This is a genomic window from Acinetobacter halotolerans (assembly GCF_004208515.1).
Lineage (GTDB): Bacteria > Pseudomonadota > Gammaproteobacteria > Pseudomonadales > Moraxellaceae > Acinetobacter > Acinetobacter halotolerans.
The window spans coordinates 269,893-290,014 of the sequence record NZ_SGIM01000003.1 but is presented as its reverse complement, the minus strand read 5'-3'; the positions used below and the strand labels follow the sequence as shown (position 1 = coordinate 290,014).

The window sequence follows — 20,122 nt, the reverse complement described above, 5'->3', positions numbered from 1 at the left end:
TTGTGAAACAGATCAACAGCACAAAATAGCCTAAGTAAAACGTTAACCTTTTAATTCACGTTGATATACAAACGTCCTATATTTTAAACTGAATTTTGAGGGCTGATTTCCGCATTAACGCATCACGGTTCGAATCAATATGCTTTATCAACATTTGCTTTACAAAGTTATGATGGAAACCTAGAGCGTGTGCCTTAACGATAATGATACTAGGCAGAGTGAAAAAGAAATATTTTGTATCCTCTAGTGTCGCATTTTGAAAAATACCTTCTTCAATCAAAGTGTTCTTAAGGAATTGCTTCTCAGCTTGTACAGCAGTTGAAGATTCATCTTCCCAATAATTCTGGCGCATTGCCATTAAATTATTATGTTTATAGCTCATGAGTTGCTGTACCAAATCGTTTACATTAAAGAAATATATGAGGATGACATGGAATTTATCAAGAATAGATTTATATTTAAAATAGCCTAAGCAAATTTAAAAATATTTCTGAAAATGCTACACTAATACCACTTTAAAAACCCAAATGAAGAATACCAAGCGACCATGACACCTGCATGTAAGTTATTAGAAAAAAACAAAATAGCATTCTCAATTCATGAATACGAGCATGATGCTAATGCCAAAAGTTTTGGTTTAGAAGCAGCAGAGAAGTTAAATTTGAGCGTTGAAAAAGTGTTTAAAACGCTTATGGTGACAGACGAAAAGAATTATTTTGTCGCAGTTTTACCTGTAAATCATCAATTGAACTTAAAAAAAGTTGCAGCAGCAGTAGGCTGTAAGAAATTACAGATGGCAAATCCTAAGGATGCAGAACGTTTAACAGGATATTTAGTGGGGGGAATTAGTCCATTAGGACAGAAAAAACGTTTAAAAACGGTGATTGATGCTACGGCGAATGCCTTCGATAAGATTTATGTGAGTGGTGGTAAAAGGGGATTGGACATCGGACTTAATCCTCAAGAGCTTGCGAAATTGCTTGGAGCAACTTTTTCTGACCTCTTGGATGATTAATGCACACAAACAATAAATTAGTGTTTGAATATCTCATTTTTTAACGTTGGTATCTGTAAAAGCTATTGTTAAATAGAAATCTATCACTTTATTTAATCAACATAATTATTATTTTTTGTATCTGAATTTCATTTCTATATTAATAAATACCTTCATATTCAATTGTTTAAACACCTATTTAGCAAGTTCTTTTATTGAATTGAATTAATAAATGATAATTATTATCATTAGTGTTAGTCTTTAGCTCGGCCTGAGTATGGTTGGGTTTGTTTAGAACTGAAAACTTCGCTTAAAAAAATTAACTCTCTCTTCATAAGAGGATATCGTCAGATGCAACAACTTGCCAACCGATTGGCGATGCAACATTTCGTCAATGCATATATGCAAGAAACTGACAAAGGTCACTTTCTCAATCAAAATCAACAAAATCCACAACAACAGGCGTTTAGTCAAGGTTTGACCCTGTTATCTATACCGATACATGCCATTCAAGCTCAATGTTATTTCCCTTTATCTTATGTCAGTCGCGTTGGACGACACCGTTTAGCTGATCTTCCTCAAATTATTATTCACGGACAAATTAAAACATTAAGCCCTGTCTCGATTGTGGGGCTTTTGCTTGAAGAGCTGGTTTCTGAATCTGCTGTTCCTTTGGATGCTTCATCTTTAGTAGAGAAATGGATTCAAAGTCGTGATGCTCTACAACAGTTTTTACAAAACCGTGAACATGAATTCGATGATTTAGTAAAAGCAGGGCAAAGCTTTATTGAAACAGAGCAAGCTTTGATTTTGGGGCATAGCATGCATCCTGCACCCAAAAGTAGAACAGGCTTTGTTCATGAAGATTGGTTAAAGTTTTCTCCTGAAAATAAAGGCTTAACCCAAATGCATTATTGGCTGGTTCACCAAGAGTATATTGCTGAAGGGAGTGCAACCCATGAGTGTATTTCTAAGGAATTAAAAACAGCATTACAGTGGTATTTGTCCGAATCAGACTTAAATCTACTTAGAACGCATACGCAATACAAATTACTCCCTCTACATCCCTGGCAAGCACGTTATCTACAAAGCAAACCGTGGTTTGAGCGTTTAAAGCAAACGGGGCAATTGATTGATCTTGGTTTGCGTGGATGGCAGTTTGCACCAACGACGTCCATTCGAACTTTAGCCAGTTTTAATGCGCCGTGGATGCTTAAACCTTCGCTTTCAGTGATGATTACCAATTCAATTCGTGTAAATTTAGCCAAAGAGTGTCATCGAGGTGAGTTAACACATCGACTTTGGCATAGTGAGTTTGGTCAGAATATTTTAAAGCAATGTCCAAGTTTAAAAGCGGTCAATGATCCAGCTTGGATGGCGTTGAAAATCGATGATGAAGTGGTGAATGAAAGTATTTGTATTTTCAGAGATCAGCCATTCCATCCGCAACAACAAGTCACATGTATTGCATCATTGTGCCAAGATCATCCAACTAAACCGCTGAATCGTTTTAATGCGCTTTTTGCAAAAATAGCCAAAGCAAATCATGAAACAGATTATTCGGTGATTGCTTTTGATTGGTTTAGTCGCTTTCTTGAAGTTAGTTTGCAGCCCTTGATGTATGTCTATCATCGTCATGGCATGGCATTTGAATCGCATCAACAAAATGTGCTGTTAGAGCTAGAAAATCATTTCCCTAAAAACTTATGGTTGCGTGACAACCAAGGCTTTTATTACATAGAAGAATTTGCTACTGAAATTTTAGCGGCATTGCCAGAGTTGAAAGAAAAGGCCTTTGCCGTGGGCCCTAAAGATTTTGTGGATGAGCGTTTTAGTTATTATTTCTTTGGAAATACTTTATTCGGCATTATTAATGCAATTGGAGCGACGGGCTATATTGCTGAAGAGATCCTCCTTGAACATTTAAAAGTATTTTTACAAGATCAGTTACAACAATATCCAGATAGCACCTTGTTGCAAGGTCTATTGTTCAATGACACTTTGCCATATAAGGGCAATTTGCTGACTCGTTTACATGAGCTGGATGAACTGATTGCTCCTGTTGAACACCAATCCGTTTATGTACAACTGCCCAATCCGCTGTTTATTTCACAGAAGGATGTCAGTTATGCATGATTTTATCGGTATTGGACTCGGTCCATTTAATTTGAGTCTTGCGAGTTTATTGCAAGATAAAAGTGATCTTAAATATTGTTTTTTTGAACAGAAAGCTCAGTTTGACTGGCATGCAGGTATGCAATTACCTAATGCATTGCTACAAGTGCCTTTTATGGCGGATTTGGTCAGTTTGGTTGAGCCAACAAGCCCATATAGTTTTCTCAATTATCTAAAACATCATCAACGGCTATATAAGTTTTATTTCCGTGAAAATTTATATATTCCACGCCAAGAATATAACCACTATTGTCAGTGGGTTGTGCAGCAATTAGCCAACATCCAATTTAGTAGTCGTGTGTTGAATGTACAGCCTATAAAAGGCGGTTTTGCCGTAGAAGTGTTGAGTAATGGCGAGAAACAGTTGTATCGCACCCGACAGTTGGTATTGGGAATAGGAACTGTACCGCATCTGCCTGAAAGTTTGCAGCAGGTCTATCCTAAAACATCACATTGCTTACATTCGGCAGAGTATTTAAAACATTGCCCTGAAAAATTAAAGGGAAATGTGGTACTCATCGGTTCAGGTCAATCTGCTGCCGAAATTTTTCTTGATTTATTCGATCGTCAATATGCCCAAGGAAAAACTCGACCAGACTTTCATCTGCATTGGTTAACACGATCTGCAGGTTTTTTCCCAATGGAAAATACACCATTAGGTTTAGAGCATTTTAGCCCTGACTATATGAATTATTTTCATCATTTGCCGCCATCGCTTAAAGCTGAATTACCCGCTCAACAAGCAAATTTATATAAAGGGATAAGTAGTAAAACGATTCGCGATATTTATGAGCGTTTATATCACCGTAGTATTGGGGGAAATGCAACGGATGTCACACTGGCGGGACATCATCAATTACAGCATGCTGAGGTACTCGAAAATGAGAAACTTCGGCTGAGATTTGAGCATAAACAACAAGGTGAAAAATACCTGTTAGATGCAGATAGTGTGATTGCTGCAACAGGCTATCAATATCCAAAACCTGTATTTTTAGAGAATTTACAGCCATTGATGTTGCTTGATCGTGCTGATCGCTGGCAGGTCAATGCTGATTTTGAGGTTAATTATCAAGGGGATGGACGTATTTTTATCCAAAATATGGAAGTTTTCCATCATGGTGTAGGAACACCCGATTTGGGTTTGGGGGCACATCGAGCGGCAATCATTGCCAATCAGTTGGTTGGGGAAACGTTATTCAAGCTTGATCATGCTCAATCTTATCAGCAGTTTGGTGTCATCGATTCATCTAAATTGGATCATTCATTTACAGATCATGCGCAGTTATCAGATTCAGGGCTATCACGTATCTCACATAAATCTAGTCAACTTCGTCATAGCACACAAGCATTTTATTCACATATAAAACTGTCAGAGCACATTGACTGAGTTGCAAAGAGGAAATACGTATGCAACCGTCTTCTATACCTACAGATCAACCAATACGGTTAGAAATACAACGCTATGTGTTGCTCACCGTCATGTTGGGTACCGGCACAGTCAGTTTAAACAACAGTAGTTTCAACCCAGCGATACCTCAGTTGATGCAATATTTTCAGATTGGGGAAATATGGGCAAGTTGGGTGCTGGTTGCCTTTTTACTCTCAATGAGTATCAGTTTGCCATTGGCTGGATTTTTCAGTCAGCGCTTTGGCAAACGACAGACTTATTTAGTGGCTTTACTCTGTTTTGCGCTGGCCTCTGCATTGGGTGGTTTACTTAACCAATTTGAATCTGTATTGGTTGCCAGAGCCTTACAAGGTTTTTGTAGTGGGTTGATGATTCCCTTGTCACTTGGGCTGATTTTCTCGGTCACACCAAGTGAGCAGCGGGGGAGTACCACAGGTTTGTGGGGTGCAATGATCATGTTGACCCTAGCGATTGGACCCATGCTCGGTGCGTTAGTTTTAGTTTGGCTTGATTGGCAGGCACTGTTCTTTATCAATTTGCCGATTGCGTGTGTCGCATTGATTTTGGGATATATCTATCTTCCTAAAGAAAAGGCTGATCTGAAACAACAATTCGACTGGATGGGATTTATTTATCTCAGCACAAGTATGGTCTTGCTACTGGGAACCTTAAGTCAGCTTCACCAAGTCGAAGATTTATATCGACCTATTTATTGGTTGTTGTTAGGCGTGAGTGCTTTGACATTTTGGCAGTTTATCAGCTTACAAAAGCGCAAGATCAAACCGTTGATTGAACCCGCACTCTTTGCATCAAAAGGGTTTCGATTCAGTTTAATGATCTGCATTGTACAAACTGTGGGTTTATTTGTCGGAATGTTATTAATTCCGTTATGGATACAGCAGAGTTTGAAGCTCAGTCCGCTGTGGACAGGTTTTGCATTGATGAGCAGTGCTTTGGTGACTGGTTTATGTAGTCAGCCAGCAGGAAAATTTCTTGATCGATACGGTGCTGCAAAATTAATGACGCTCGGATTATTAATTACGGCGATCTCATTTGCTTTGCTGGCTTGGGCACCTTTTCAGAATGTTTGGTTCATCATCTTCTGTATGGTGCTGCACGGTTTGGGAATGGGGCTGTCTTATATGCTCTCGACCACAGCAGGTTTGAATAGTTTGGCTCAACAACAGCAACATTTGGTCACACAGGCTGCGGCGTTGAACAATTTGTTTCGTCGAATTTTTGCGGCTGTGGCAGTTGTGCTCGCGGCGTTATATCTGCAATTAAGACAAGACCTTTTCCAAATCAGTACTTATCCCGACGTAGATTCCTTTAAGGGTATCCAAGAAATTTTTATCTGTTGCAGCTTACTTATCTTATGTGCTCTGCCTTATGCATGGCGCTTTCCAGATCAACACAAAATTCATGAATTAAATAAATAGGATTATCAAAAATGGGACAGTCACATCCAGTTTTATCAAATACACATATTGTTCAAGAGGCTTATCAAGCATGGCAAAAACCTCAACTCGAACAAGTTAAACAAGTCGAACAGCGTGTCATCAAACAATTATTACAGGCTTTAATTTTTGAAGAGATTATTGCTGCTGAATATGATGGGGAAAATTTCAGTATTGAAGTTCAAGATCGTCAGCAACAAACGATTCGTTTTATTGCTGCAGGTCAGCGCCAATATAGTTATAAATTGGTTCGATTTAGTCGTGATCAAGATGTATTACGTCAAGATGTAAATGGTGATCTACAACCTGCACGTTTAAATCAGGTGATTGATGAGGTGTTGCGTTCTATTGCCGATGCAGCAAAAGTTGAAGATTTTATTTTTGAATTGAAGCGAACTTATATTCATGATTTGCAGTCTCAAGTTTGTTTCGAAAATTATGCTCTACCTGCAATCCAATATCCTTACGATATTTTAGAATCGTATTTGATGGAGGGACATCCATATCATCCTTGTTATAAATCACGTGTTGGTTTTAGCTTGCAAGATAATGTGCGCTATGGGGTCGAGTTTGCGCAGCCAATGGCGTTGGTTTGGCTTGCGATTCACCAAGACCTTGTGGCAAAGAATCATTCAGCGAGCATTGATGTTGATGCTTTTTTTCAAGCGCAAATCAATCACCAAGATCAACAACTGTTTCAGCAAGTTCTAAATGAGCGTGGTGTCAATGCTAATAGCTATGTCTGGATTCCTGTGCATCCTTGGCAATGGGAAAATCATTTGATTACGATCTTTGCGGAAGAAATTGCGGATCAAAAAATGATTTATTTGGGTCATAGCCATGATCGTTATTTGGCACAGCAGTCATTGCGTACCCTGACCAATTTACAGCATCCAGAAAAGCCTTATATTAAATTGGCAATGAGCCTGACTAACACCTCTAGTTCGCGTGTTTTGGCGAAACATACGGTCATGAATGGACCAATCATTACCGATTGGTTGCAGCGTTTAATTGATCATAGTGACACTGCCAAACAACTCGATTTTGCAATTTTACGCGAAGTGTATGGATTGAGCGTTGATTTTACGCGTTTGCCCGAATCTCATGCACAGCAGGCCTATGGCACCATTGGATGTTTATGGCGTGAAAGTGTGCATCAATATTTACGTGAAGGTGAAGATGCGATTCCTTTGAATGGTGTGAGTCATATTCAAAAAGATGGAAAAGCATTGATTGCACCTTGGTTACAGCAATATGGCGTTGAAGAATGGACACGTCAGCTTTTAAAAGTGGTTATCTCACCATTGATTCATCTACTGTTCGCTGAGGGGATTGCGACCGAATCCCATGGTCAAAATATCATTTTAGTTCACCAGCAAGGCTGGCCGACTCGCGTACTGTTAAAAGACTTCCATGACGGCGTACGTTATAGCCCTGCACATTTAGCACATCCTGAGTGGGCGCCAGAACTTGATCAATTGCCCAAAGAACATGCTGAAACCAATAGTATGTCGTTTATTTTAACGGATGATTTGGACGGGATCCGTGATTTTAGCTGTGCTTGTCTGTTCTTCGTCGCATTAACAGATATTGCAATTTTTCTAAACCAGAGCTATGCGGCATGGGAACAAGACTTCTGGCTATGGGCGGCTGAAGTTATTCAGGATTATCAACAGCAGCATCCTGAACATGCAGAACGTTATCAAATTTTTGATATTTTTGCCGATAAATTACGGATTGAGTCACTCACCAAACGTCGTCTATTCGGTGATCGTAGTCTACAAATTAAATTTGTTGATAATCCTTTAGCGCCTTTTAAAGCGCAGGTGAAGTGAGGATTATTTATGAATGCACTTCAACCGATCTATCAGTTGTCAAACCCAACCATGCTACAAGATTTTGTTAACGCGCTCTTGGTGGAAGCATTAGTTCCTGAGCAATGTGTTGTTGATCTTGCTACAGTTCAATCTGAGTTAGAACAATATAATATTGATTTTGAATCATTGTTTAGCACAGGGTTTAAACAGCATTTCGTGCTGTTGCGTGATCAAGTTCAACAAAGTATCGTGCTATTTCCCATACAAAAGGGGGTAACACAGACATGGTGTTTTACTGCGGACTCAAAAATTCTATTGCTGGAAAATACAGATACGCAGTCTCAAATGAATGCAATTGAATTGATTGAATTCTTCGAGTTTTTGCAAGCAGTTGGACTGCTTCAACATTGCCACGAAGATAAAGTGAAGACTTTTGCTGAGCAAATTCACACGTGTATAAAGCAATCTAGTTTGTTGCAGCAGCATCAAGTCAATGCACATGATTTACTGAATCAGTGTTCAGCGCAAGTGTTTCGAATTTTAGAACAATATGCAGGTTATCGGGACCGTCCGTACCATCCTTTAGCAAAGTTAAAAGAAGGCTTAAACCCGCAAGAATATATGCAGTATTGTCCTGAATTTGCTCAAGAGTTATGTATTTCCTGGGTGGCAGTGCATAAAGATAAAATGATGTTTGGTGTTGGCGTGGAAGATCCTTTTACTCAGCAGCCGAGCCAGATTTTTATCAATCGAGCAGAGCGTTATCAACTAAAACAAGAAATGTTTCAACGTGGCTTAAGTGAAACTCATATCGCGATGCCAATTCATCCGTGGCAATTTCAGCATTTATTTCATAAATTTTATGCTGAAGATGTCGAAGCAGGAATTTGCCAACCTTTGAGTTTTAAATCTCAGGGTATGTACGCCAGCGCATCTATGCGGAGTCTTTTATCAGATGATATTCCACAAGAAAGCCTTAAATTACCAATCGGCATTAAAGCGCTGGGTTCATTGCGCTTCTTACCGATTGTAAAAATGATCAATGGAGAAAAGAATCAGAAGCTCTTAGTCCAAGCGAAACAGAAAGATCCAGTATTACAACAAAAGTTATGGCTATGTGAGGAAAGTCAATGGTGGTCATATTTACCAGAAAAACAGCAAGATCGAAGCGCAAATAATGAATGGTTATTTGTTGAAAAACCAACGCATCTAGCCGCACAGCGACGCCATATTCCATCTGAATTATTGCAACAACCTTACCAATTGATCCCGATGGCGAGTCTTGGGCATCGCATTTCAGATCAACCCGCTATTTTTGACTATATTTTGCAATTACAACAGAAGGACAATGGCACTAAACAAGTGATTGAGCAGTTCGCCGCATTATGTAGGTGCTTCTTCGAAGTAAATTTACGTTTATTCCGTTTAGGTTTAATGGGCGAGATACATGGGCAGAATTTATGCTTGGTACTCAAAAATGGGCAATTTGATGGTTTGATGTTCCGTGATCATGATTCCTTACGCATTTATTTGCCATGGTTAGAAGAAAATGGTTTAGAAGATCCTGATTATTTAAGCCCTCATGATTTTAGAAATACGCTTTATCACGATTCGGTTGAGGCGTTATTATTCTACATTCAAACACTCGGTATTCAGGTTAACTTAGGTTGCATCGTTGATACGTTGGCAAGCCATTACCAAATTTCAGCGGTAGAACTTTGGCGTGTGTTGGCACAGCAATTACAGCAAGAGCTAAAAAAACTCGACTTCCAGCCTGAAATCAGAATCCAACTACAACAGCTATTGTTTGAAACACCACAATGGCCCTATAAACAGTTATTACGACCATTGTTGGAACAAGATACACGCATTGGAAGTATGCCATCAGGAATCGGGGAAACCCAGAATCCTTTGTGGCATGCTTTGAACCATTCATAGTGTTCGCTATGAATACCTGCCTGTATTTTCCGCAAACGTGGTCTGAGACCACGGCTATATTGCAGCAAGATCTGCAACTGGATATCCGTTGTTTAGCTGGTGATGCAATCCGTTTAGCCGACCTCATGGATGAGTCGAGTTGTAGACAAGTTTTACAAAATTTTGCGGCGCATATTCATGCCAAAAATATGACCTGCGCAAGCTCATTATTTATCAAATATTGGGCAACGATCTGGATACTTCCTTTTTTATATTGTCATGCGGCATCGTTGCCATTTATTGGCTGGAGTAGTGCGGTATTGGCAGTGGATTTACCTGTGTCATGGCATTGGGATAGAACATTGCAATTGGTTGAACCGACATTATCATCACTTCAAATCATGTCCTTACATAATATTGAAAATATGTTGGGACAATTCAATCCATTGTTTCAACAACTTGCCAAAGTTGGACATGTTCCTTATCCCTTGCTTTGGGAAAATGCAGCTGTTCGAGTAGTCCAGTTTTATCAGTCCCAAGCACGACAAGATTTAAGCAAAGCGAAGCGATCACGTTTACAACAGCAAATTGCATTACTGAAAGCAAAATCAGGCGAAAGTTTTAACTTAGCTGAAAATCCTTTCATTTCCCTTTGGAATAATTGGTGTCCAAATAACGAAATTTATATGAGAAAAAAGTGCTGCTTCTATTTTCAGCTTGAAGAAGCTGGGCAGACTTTATGCCGCAATTGTCCTTTACAGTTAAAAGAAATGAAAGAGAGTAAGTCATGAGTCAAACAGACCATTTTGAATCACTGGTTGCTGCTTATCAAAATATCGCGACCTCAACGATTGGTCATGTGCTTGATATAGGGCATATTCCACATGTTTTTCCAATCTCACCTGAGCAGAAGTTAGTCGGTATTGTACGAACGGCGCGACTTGAATCAAATAACGCAAGTGAATTAAGACATGTGCTCATGAGTTGTAAAGCAAATGAAGTATTAATGATTGATGCTCGATATGATCTTCAACGTGCATGTTGGGGGGAGCAGAGAAGTGTTGCAGCCATACATTGTGGTTTAGCAGGTGTGGTTGTTTTGGGTGCAATTACTGATCGTACCGCTTTGCTCAATTTCAGATTGCCGATCTTTGCCCATTCTGTAAGCTGCCTCACGACTCGAAATCAAGGGGAAAGTTTGGTTGAAATCAATGCAGAGATTTATATCAATCAATTCTCAGTGCAGTCAGGTGATTTATTGATTGCCGATGCAGATGGCGTTTTTGTCTTAAAAACTGATATTGCATATGAATATCTAGATGTTTTTCAGCAATTAGAAGATGAGGAGCGACATAAGAAGGAGAAATTCTTTTCGCAGGAAAATATTAATGATTATTATTTTAATGTTAATTATTCTCATTAGTGTTTGTATTAAGTATAATAGCTCGCCTTTTGAACATTTTTAGTGGCTTGAACGAATTCTCTGGAGAAGTAAAAAATGAAAGTGAACAATGAAATTGGGGCTGAACTTCAGAATCAGATAAATACAAAACAGTTTTTATTAAAGATGACACCGTGTTGTCTTGCTGTTTTAGCCATGTTTGCCCAACAGGCATATGCAGAAACAGTATCTTCGAATGCATCTGTAACAGCAAACGTTGATCAAAAGCCTACGACTCAGTTAGAAAAAATTGTGATCACAGCAACACGTACACCAAAAAACATTGCAGATATTGCGGGTACGGTTCAAACCATCGAAAAAAATCAAATTGAACAGCAGAGTGGTGCAGGTCGTAAACTGGCCGATGTGTTAGCGCAATTAGTACCGTCACTGGCACCAAGCACAGGTACGACCACAAATTATGGGCAGACCATGCGTGGTCGTGATGTGATGATTTTGATTGATGGTGTGTCACAAAACGGTTCACGTGATGTTGCTCGACAACTCAATAGCATTAGTCCAAGTATGATTGAACGTATTGAAGTGCTTTCAGGGGCAACCAGCATTTATGGTTCTGGTGCAACAGGTGGCATTATCAATATCATTACCAAACGTGCAGATGCATCGCAACCACTAAGCTTTGAAACGAAATTGGGGATTACATCTTCTGATACTTTCCGTGGCGATGGTTTAGCTTATGAAGTGGGGCAGTCGGTTGCTTTTAGTAAAGATAATCTCAATGGCTTTTTAGGCGCGAATTTTACCAGTCGTGGGTCGCAGTTTGATAGTCATGGTGACCGTATTGCGATTGGGCCAATGCAAACCAGTCGACAAGATACCGACACTATTGATGTAAATGGACGTATTAGTATTGACCTCACAGATACTCAATCTTTGAGTTTTGGAGCACAGTATTATAAAGACAAGCAAGATAGTGAATATGGTCCTGATTACGGCCCTAATTATGTTTATGGTGGTTTACCAAACTCTTATATCGGTAAAAAAGGCTTACAATTACCGACGCAGCCATTTACTGAACGTTATGCATTCAATACACAGTACCAAAATCAAAATGTTTTGGGGCAAGTACTTAATCTAGAAGCGTACTACCGTAAAGAAGATGCGCGTTTCTATCCAGTCTATACTGGTGCTGCTATGACCGAAGCAACACAGAGCCAGTCTAACATTGATGTTGCGGGTTTCCGTTCCACCATGCAAAGTGATCTTAACATTGCAAGCCGTGATCTTAAGCTGACGTATGGTGTTGATTATGATCATGAAAAGGATGATCAATATTATGATCACTTAGCTGTATCAAATACAGGACTTCACTTTAAACCAACGGGGAAGACTTCTGATGCTGGGCCTGATACAACGATTCAAAATGTTGGCACATTCTTGCAAGTAGATTACGCACTTACAGATCGTTTAAATGTACAAGCAGGTACGCGCTATCAATATATTAAAGCAAAAACAGAAGCTTATACTGCCCGAGGTGTTGAACAGCCAAGCGGTTCTGTAAGTGATGATACGGTTCTGTTTAACTTAGGAACAGTATATAAGCTAACGGATGATCAACAAGCTTTTGCAAACTTTTCACAAGGTTTTAGTTTCCCTGATGTACAACGCATGATGCGTGACGCATTTAACTTGACCACAACCGCAGATTTACAACCTATTCGTGTAAATAGTTATGAATTGGGTTGGCGTTTGAATGATGAGCAAGGGCTAAACCTAGGGATCACAGGTTTTTATAACACTTCGGATAAAGTAACCAAGTTTGAAAATAGAGTGGCAAGTATTGTTGATACTGATCAGCGCATTTATGGTGCGGAAGTCACTGCAAGTTATCCATTTATGCAGGATTTTAAAGTTGGCGGTAGCTTGGGTTATACCCGTGGTCAATTTAAAGATAAAGCAGACAACAAATGGAAAGAGTTAAATGCTACCCAAGTATCGCCGACCAAAGGGACGGTGTTTGCTGAATGGAATAACGATGAAGGTTTTGGTACTCGGGTACAGATGCTAGCAGTAAAAGGTACGGATGAAGCTTTGAAAGATGGTTCACCGGCTGCAGTTAAAATAAAAGGTTACACCACCATGGATGTATTAACGCATTTCCCAGCATGGAAAGGCCGCGTAGATTTTGGTGTCTATAATGTTTGGAATAGAGACTATCGTACTGTCTACAGTCAGCAAGCTGAAAAGATATATGGGCTTGTTGAAAGTCTTCCTGCTGAAGGTCGTACTTATGGTTTAAGTTATACCTTTAACTATTAATTCGGTCTAATTAAGGAAATATCTGTATTTATTGCAGATATTTCCTTTTTGCATACAGTATTTTTTTCTTTTTTAAGGTCGTACAGATGAATCACTCTGAAAAACAAGAAAAGTTTTATCTCAGCTACCGTAGAGTGTTTATTGTTTGTTTGGCTGCGTATTGTTATAGCTCTTGGTTAAGTCTGGTTTTAGCCAAATGGCTACCTTTTGCTAAAGCTGAAAATGTGTATTTTGCAGTTTTCATCAGTTTTATCTTTTTTATTTTTTATATCATTTTTACCAGTTCCGTCATATCTAAGTTGTGGTTTTGGGCAATTAATAGTTTGGGTATCTTTTTGCTTGTCAGTTATTGGTTGTTAGCCCAGTGGGGAGTTGTTTGAAATGAACTTCCGTCAAATACAAGCAATACTGCATAGTTGGTTTGGTATCCTCTTTCTTTGGTTGATCTTTTTTATTTTTCTCACAGGCTCAATCGCGTATTTTCGTACAGAAATCAATGTTTGGTCGCAGCCAGAAATTGTAACTCAAGTACAAAAAATGCCGACGACGCAACACGCTGCTGAAATGGCATTTGACTATCTAAATCAACATGCCGCAGATGCTAAACGCTGGCGTGTCACGGTGGCCAACGAGCGAATGCCTGTCAACTTACTGCAATGGCAAGACCAACAAGGTCGGCATCAGCAACTACAAAACCCACAAACAGGCGAGTTGCTTAATCCGTTACGTAATACCTTAGGCGGTGATTTCTTTTTTAAGCTGCATTATACCTTGTATCCAATACCAAGCTCGGTTGGTAGTCTGATTGTGGCGATTGCGGCACTCATTTTACTGATTAGTCTCATTACAGGGATCATTACCCATAAGAAAATTATTAAAGAGTTCTTCGTTTTTCGTTCTTTTAAAGGGCAACGTACCTTACTCGATTTACATCATATTACGGGGGTTATTACCTTCCCATTTTATCTGGTGATGGCCTTTACAGGTCTGATTATTTTATTTTATTTGGTTTTCCCTTGGGGGTTAACCGAACATTATGGAAAAGATGGAATTCCTAAGTTTTATAGTGAAATGCAGTTTGTTGAAATGGCAAAACCTCAGCCGTCATCAGAAAGTATGCAACCATTTCAAAGCTTTATAACACAAATGCCTGAGCGTACCGATGAGGGTGCGATTCTGGATAAATTTGAAGTTCAAAAACCTAATACATCAGAAGCAATGATCTCCTTTGACTATAACTATAAAAATATTATTACGCTCAATACACCACAATATATTTTTAATGCAAATACAGCGCAGCAGCTCGAGCAGCCGAGAAATATGAGCGCAATTGCTCAATTTGCTTCGTCAACTTATGGTATTCATCTTGGATATTTTGCCTCGATGTGGATGCGTTTTATCTTGGCGCTTCTTGGAATTATTGGTTGTGTCATGTTGGCGGCTGGCGCTTTGTTATGGCAGAGAAAAAGAATTAAAGAACAAAACACATTTACATATAAATTAGTGCAACATATTAATTTTTTTACTTTTTTAGGTTTACCTTTCGCTTCAGGTATTTATCTTCTTTTGAATAGAATATTGCCACTAACATCGAATGTTTTGATCAATCATCAGGTCACCTTATTTTATTGTGCATGGGTATTCAGCTTAATCTTTAGTCTCATACTTCCGATACGTAGAGGGGTGATTGCTTTAACGAGCTTAACTGCATCTATATTTTTGTTGATTCCGTTACTAAGTTTTATGACGATACCTGAGGCATCTTTATGGAATAGCGTATTACAACAACGTTGGTCAATTGCTGGTGTGGATATTGCCTGTCTCACTATCGGGTTTGTGTTATTCGCTTTTCTGCGCCTCTATATCAAAAAGACGAGGGATAAAGCATGAGTTTTGCCTCATTATTTTGGGCGATTGCTGCATTGATGCAAAGCTGTATGCTAAGCAAGTTTGGACAAAAACATTTGCAACTTGCTTGGTGGGATTCCCAACAGATCAAACAAATCATGGTGATTAGCTGCTTAGTATTATTGGCTATTTCAATGTGGATGAATTACCGCTTTGAGGGGTTATCTGTAGGATTGTTAACCTGGTTGTTTGTCATCGTTCCAACTGCATTTTTTATTCAAATTTTACTTTTTTATAGATTGAAAAAGAAATTTTCGCTGCTATGGAAGCTGAGCCTTTTAGCTGCTGTCATTTTTAGCATATTTGAACTGATCAGCAAGTCTAGTTAGAAATTTATCTCGCCGTAGAGTCGATCCATGATTTTTATTATAAATAGTGGTCTGGTTTAAATAACAAAGAAAAATGGGAAATAGGGTTGCTGTATTAATAAAAATGATTATCATTACTATTTAAGATAATGCTAAGCCAGGATTAGAAGATGATCACAATCTCTCAACAATTACCCGATTACTTTGAATACCATGAAGACGGAACACAATACTACTTACGTCAAGTTCAATATCCGCAAGATATACCTTTATTGCATCAGTGGATGCATGAACCTCATGTGATTCCACAATGGCAACTCAATAAATCTGAACTTGAACTACACGTTTATTTTGACAAAATGTTGGCAGACGACCATCAACGTTTATTGATCGTTGGTGTAAATGGCAAAGATGTCGGTTATACCGAAATCTATGAGGGTAAGCGAGATCGTTTGGGTCGTTATTACCAAGGTGATGACAATGATTTAGGATGGCATTTGTTATTTGGTGATAAATCGGTATTTGGAAAAGGTTTTTTACGTCCAACAATTCGTTTATTGAGTTTCTATATTTTTGAACATTCTAAAGCTAAAAAGATTGTTGGTGAACCAGACCATACGGTAAAACCATATGCAGCGGTGGTAGAAGATCTTTGTTATGAGAGCCAAGGTTTGATTCCGATGGCGGAAAAAACGGCGATGTTGTATTACTGCTTTAGAGAAACTTTTTATGACAAGTTTGGGGAGCATTATCAAGCATCGCAACAACAAATGAATGAACAACCGGCCTAGATTCTCAGCGTATCTTAGGCGGTTTCATCAGTAATTCGCAGATTTTAGACATACGCTTTGCTGCGTATGTCACTCAAATTCGATCATTAAACGTTCATAGATTACACGAAGGTGCAAGTTTTTTATCCAATTATAACAAAAGACAATAAGAACCTGAGATTGTTGTATGATTTTTAATCAATTTCATTTCATTTATTTACAGCCTGCATTATTGGCATCTTTATTGGTTATTCTAGATAACGTATAAAAAAGCTAAGGAGTAATAATGCTTATTTTTCATGATTATCCTGTTCATGGGGCAATTTTTGATATGGATGGCACAATGTTTGATACTGAGCGGTTACGGTTTCAAACATTGAAACAGGCATCTCAAGAACTCATTGGACAGGAATTTTCTGATGATTATCTCATGAACTGTTTAGGTTTAAGTGCAAAAACAGCTGAGCAGCTTGCTCAAAAACATTATGGTGAGGATGTTCCATACCAAGCAATTCGAAAACGTGCTGATGAATTAGAGTTAGAGACAGTTCGTCACTTAGGTGTACCCATTAAAAAGGGCTTAGTTCAAGTCTTAGAGCGTTTAAGAAAGTCAGGTTTAAGGATGGCCGTTGCCACTTCAAGCCGAAGGGCAATCGCTGAAGAATATTTGATTAATGCCAATGTCTATAAGTTTTTTGATGTGTTGGTTTGTGGTGATGAAGTTGAAAAAGGGAAACCACATCCAGAAATTTTCTTAAAAGCTGCTGAACAGTTAAATTTGGAGACATCAACTTGTTTGATGTTTGAAGATTCTGAAAATGGTATTCGTTCGGCTTATGATGCAGCTGGCATCACGATTTTATTTAAAGATATAAAAGAACCAAACGATGATATGTTGTCTAAGGCAAATTTCTATTATCAAGACATGTATGAATGTCTAAATGCTTTGGATCAACATATTCCAGAAATGGGGATGCCAATTCTCCAAGAAGCTTTTCCACAAAGTTTAAATCAGTTAACCGTGGGTATTCATGGTTTTGGTGCAATTGGTGGCGGATATATAGCCCAAATCTTGTCACATTGGGATGGTTTTACCCGACCTAAACGAATGTTGGCGTCGACTAGAAATCGTTTATACCTAGAGTCTGTGAATACTTTTGCTGGTTATAGCATTCGATATGGTCAATCTTCTTATGATGAACGAATTGACAATCTAACAGTCATTGATGCTAATAATGAACAACAAATGCTTGAGATGTATATGCAGTCCAGCCTGATTGCATTATGTATCCCAGAAAATGCAATTGAATCGGAAGCTAGAGTTATTGCAAAGGGTCTGCTTGCTCGTTTTATGTCTCAGGATATACAGAATAATAATGAACCCATTACTTTTTTAATTGTTCTTAACAAAGTTTGTGCAAAGTATTTGGTACTCAAATATATCCGTGATGCTTTACTTGAGATCACTGATGAAGATATTGCCGAACATATTTTAAGTGAGCATTATTTTTGCGATACGGTCGTGAACCGAATGGTTTCAAAACTGACCGATCAAGCATTATATCGTCAGCTTAATATCAAGCATCGTTTATATATACAGAGTCAAGCTAATTTGAATGAAGATGCTGTTGAACTCTCAGATGAAACCACTTTGAGTGAGAAACACGAGCAACAGATGACTCGGTGCTTAGAAGACCTACGTGATCAGTTTCAAGCAGGTCAGAGCATGCAAAATATGGATCTGATATTATTCAATAGTGAAGCAGACATGCCGATTTATGTTGAAAATCGGAGTCCACTCTTAAGTAAAATGCGACAAATGGTTTTAGTTGATCAGATTGCAGATATTCAAATGATTAAGAATCGTTTGTGGAATGGCAGTCATGCTATGTTGGCTTGGTATGCCAGTTTAAATGAGATGGAAACCATTGGTATCGCAATGTCTGATCAAAAGATGCAGCGTTTTGTTGAACAGCTGGTGGATGAAATTAAATTAGGTTTAGGCAATATCGTTCCAAATCAAGCCAAAGAACTGGATCGTATGGCAGAGAGTTTCTTGAACTCATGTCGATCAGCTTATAAAGATCCTTGTGAGCGTGTGGCTAGAGATCCTTTACGAAAACTAAGTTTTAATGAGCGCGTTTTGGGTAGTATTGAACAACATATACACCAACAAATTCCTTATCAAAATTTATTGAAAGGGGCGATTTATGGCTATGTATATGCTTTAAAAATTCTAGATCTAGATGAAATGGTGATCGTACAACATTTACAAAAAAATATTGCACAGTTGGATGTTACTGAAAGTCAGCGTAAGGTGTTGCTTGATGCACTTTATAACGGAATACAGTCGCAACTGAAAGATGCAGGTATCCAGCTTGATGTTCAAAATCTCTTAGCAACCCCGCTAGAAGCGGTTTAAATGAAAGCGTCAAAAACGCTTTAAAAAATGAACCGATGTATGTTTGAATAGCACAACTTTAAAAACGATCTAGCAAGTTGTGTTATTACAAGCATCCACAAAACTGATGGCGACTAGCGAACATGGCTATCCTGAATGGCATCATGGGCGAGTCCAATACGGTTTGTGGTATATCGAAATTGATCAACCTGAACTAATTGAATACCTAGAATACTTAAAACAAGCATTCTCAGATCTACTGATTCCCTTGAATCAGCGTCAATATCACATCACATTGTTTGTTGCAGGTTTTTTAACTGCACATACCCCTAAATTTGATGATGATTTTGAAATACGCAAACTTAATCAACAAATCAAAAACCTAGAAGCGCTACAATTTGATTGTTTGGAACTTGAAGTGACTGCTATTGATAGCTTTAGCAGTGCTTTATTTTTACAAATTCATGATAAACAAAATATTTTATCTAAAATCCGTCAGCAATTGTCTTTAAGCTCAACGGAAATTGCGGCGCCAGAATATTGTCCCCATATTACTTTAGGCCTTTACCGCAAAGCATGGAAGAGTGAACTGATACTTGAACGTATTCAAAAATTGCAACCCCAAAAGTTTAAAATTCAGGTACGACATTTAACTTTCGGTTATTATAAAGCACAGATTTTACAAGGATTACTTTATCCTTACCATCGGCTGAGTTTAGGTTAAATATGTTGCAACTGATTTTAGGTGGGGCACGTTCAGGAAAGAGTCGCTTAGCTGAACAAACAGCGAAAGCAACTGGTCTAGCTGTTGTCTATGTAGCAACAGCGCAAGCCTTAGATGAAGAAATGCAGCATCGGATTCAACATCATCAACTACAACGACCTCATGACTGGGCGCTTTGTGAAGAGCCCATTTTTCTTGCGGATAGACTTTTACACGTAGATCAAGAGAATCAGGTCATTTTAGTTGATTGTCTAACCTTATGGCTGACCAATTTACTGTTAACTGAAGATGTGCAACTCCAGCAACAACAAGTCGAAAAATTATTCAGTGTACTGCCCAAACTGAAATCAAAAATTATATTAGTGAGTAATGAAACTGGTCTTGGTGTTGTGCCGATGGGCGAAATTAGTCGTCGTTTTGTCGATGAAGCAGGGCGTTTACATCAAGTTTTAGGGCAGTTAGCACATAAAGTTGTGTTCTGTGTGGCGGGCTTTCCAATGATTTTAAAAGATGAGAAATAGC

The 20,122-nt window shown here is 38.6% G+C and carries 17 protein-coding genes; 16 read left to right on the top strand and 1 reads right to left on the bottom strand.

What is annotated here, in order from left to right:
* Positions 1–76: 76 nt before the first annotated feature.
* The gene (locus tag EXE30_RS05535) at positions 77–382 is read right to left on the bottom strand and encodes a hypothetical protein (protein WP_130161545.1); all 306 of its coding nucleotides are present in this window, start codon (positions 380–382) and stop codon (positions 77–79) included.
* A 165-nt stretch (positions 383–547) separates the two neighbouring features.
* Between EXE30_RS05535 and ybaK the strand changes: the two genes are divergently transcribed.
* The 16 genes from ybaK (at position 548) to cobU (ending at position 20,121) form a co-directional block, all read left to right on the top strand.
* The gene (ybaK, locus tag EXE30_RS05530; protein WP_121929304.1) at positions 548–1,015 is read left to right on the top strand and encodes a Cys-tRNA(Pro) deacylase; all 468 of its coding nucleotides are present in this window, start codon (positions 548–550) and stop codon (positions 1,013–1,015) included.
* Positions 1,016–1,345: 330 nt separating this feature from the next.
* Positions 1,346–3,130 carry an IucA/IucC family protein gene (locus EXE30_RS05525; protein WP_130161544.1) on the top strand — a complete coding sequence of 595 codons (1,785 nt, stop codon included), beginning with the start codon at positions 1,346–1,348 and terminating at the stop codon, positions 3,128–3,130.
* A complete protein-coding gene (locus EXE30_RS05520; RefSeq protein WP_130161543.1) occupies positions 3,123–4,556 on the top strand; it encodes a lysine N(6)-hydroxylase/L-ornithine N(5)-oxygenase family protein in 1,434 nt (477 codons plus the stop codon). The genes EXE30_RS05525 and EXE30_RS05520 overlap by 8 nt, the downstream gene beginning before the upstream one ends.
* Before the next feature lie 20 nt (positions 4,557–4,576).
* Positions 4,577–6,016, top strand: coding sequence for a DHA2 family efflux MFS transporter permease subunit (locus tag EXE30_RS05515; protein WP_130161542.1), 1,440 nt, complete (start codon positions 4,577–4,579; stop codon positions 6,014–6,016).
* An 11-nt stretch (positions 6,017–6,027) separates the two neighbouring features.
* Positions 6,028–7,869, top strand: coding sequence for an IucA/IucC family protein (locus EXE30_RS05510; protein ID WP_130161541.1), 1,842 nt, complete (start codon positions 6,028–6,030; stop codon positions 7,867–7,869).
* A 9-nt stretch (positions 7,870–7,878) separates the two neighbouring features.
* Complete coding sequence (locus tag EXE30_RS05505) at positions 7,879–9,789, top strand: IucA/IucC family protein (RefSeq protein WP_130161540.1); 1,911 nt, start codon at positions 7,879–7,881, stop codon at positions 9,787–9,789.
* 8 nt (positions 9,790–9,797) lie between these two features.
* Positions 9,798–10,559: a (2Fe-2S)-binding protein gene (locus tag EXE30_RS05500; RefSeq protein ID WP_130161539.1), complete on the top strand. Its 762-nt coding sequence runs from the start codon at positions 9,798–9,800 to the stop codon at positions 10,557–10,559.
* Positions 10,556–11,191 (top strand): RraA family protein, encoded by a 636-nt coding sequence (locus EXE30_RS05495; RefSeq protein ID WP_130161538.1) that lies wholly within the window; start codon positions 10,556–10,558, stop codon positions 11,189–11,191. The genes EXE30_RS05500 and EXE30_RS05495 overlap by 4 nt, the downstream gene beginning before the upstream one ends.
* A gap of 144 nt (positions 11,192–11,335) precedes the next feature.
* On the top strand, positions 11,336–13,489 hold the full coding sequence (locus EXE30_RS05490) for a TonB-dependent receptor (protein ID WP_171457329.1): 2,154 nt from the start codon (positions 11,336–11,338) through the stop codon (positions 13,487–13,489).
* Positions 13,490–13,575: 86 nt separating this feature from the next.
* A complete protein-coding gene (locus EXE30_RS05485) occupies positions 13,576–13,869 on the top strand; it encodes a hypothetical protein (RefSeq protein ID WP_130161537.1) in 294 nt (97 codons plus the stop codon).
* Position 13,870: 1 nt separating this feature from the next.
* Positions 13,871–15,379, top strand: coding sequence for a PepSY-associated TM helix domain-containing protein (locus EXE30_RS05480; RefSeq protein WP_130161536.1), 1,509 nt, complete (start codon positions 13,871–13,873; stop codon positions 15,377–15,379).
* On the top strand, positions 15,376–15,726 hold the full coding sequence (locus EXE30_RS05475) for a hypothetical protein (protein WP_121929314.1): 351 nt from the start codon (positions 15,376–15,378) through the stop codon (positions 15,724–15,726). The genes EXE30_RS05480 and EXE30_RS05475 overlap by 4 nt, the downstream gene beginning before the upstream one ends.
* Positions 15,727–15,875: 149 nt before the next feature.
* Positions 15,876–16,496 carry a GNAT family N-acetyltransferase gene (locus EXE30_RS05470; RefSeq protein ID WP_121929315.1) on the top strand — a complete coding sequence of 207 codons (621 nt, stop codon included), beginning with the start codon at positions 15,876–15,878 and terminating at the stop codon, positions 16,494–16,496.
* A 265-nt stretch (positions 16,497–16,761) separates the two neighbouring features.
* On the top strand, positions 16,762–18,897 hold the full coding sequence (gene mtlD / locus EXE30_RS05465) for a bifunctional mannitol-1-phosphate dehydrogenase/phosphatase (protein WP_130161535.1): 2,136 nt from the start codon (positions 16,762–16,764) through the stop codon (positions 18,895–18,897).
* A 79-nt stretch (positions 18,898–18,976) separates the two neighbouring features.
* Positions 18,977–19,600, top strand: a complete 624-nt coding sequence (locus EXE30_RS05460) for a 2'-5' RNA ligase family protein (RefSeq protein ID WP_171457327.1) — start codon at positions 18,977–18,979, stop codon at positions 19,598–19,600.
* Positions 19,601–19,602: 2 nt separating this feature from the next.
* On the top strand, positions 19,603–20,121 hold the full coding sequence (gene cobU / locus EXE30_RS05455) for a bifunctional adenosylcobinamide kinase/adenosylcobinamide-phosphate guanylyltransferase (RefSeq protein WP_130161534.1): 519 nt from the start codon (positions 19,603–19,605) through the stop codon (positions 20,119–20,121).
* Position 20,122 lies beyond the last annotated feature (1 nt).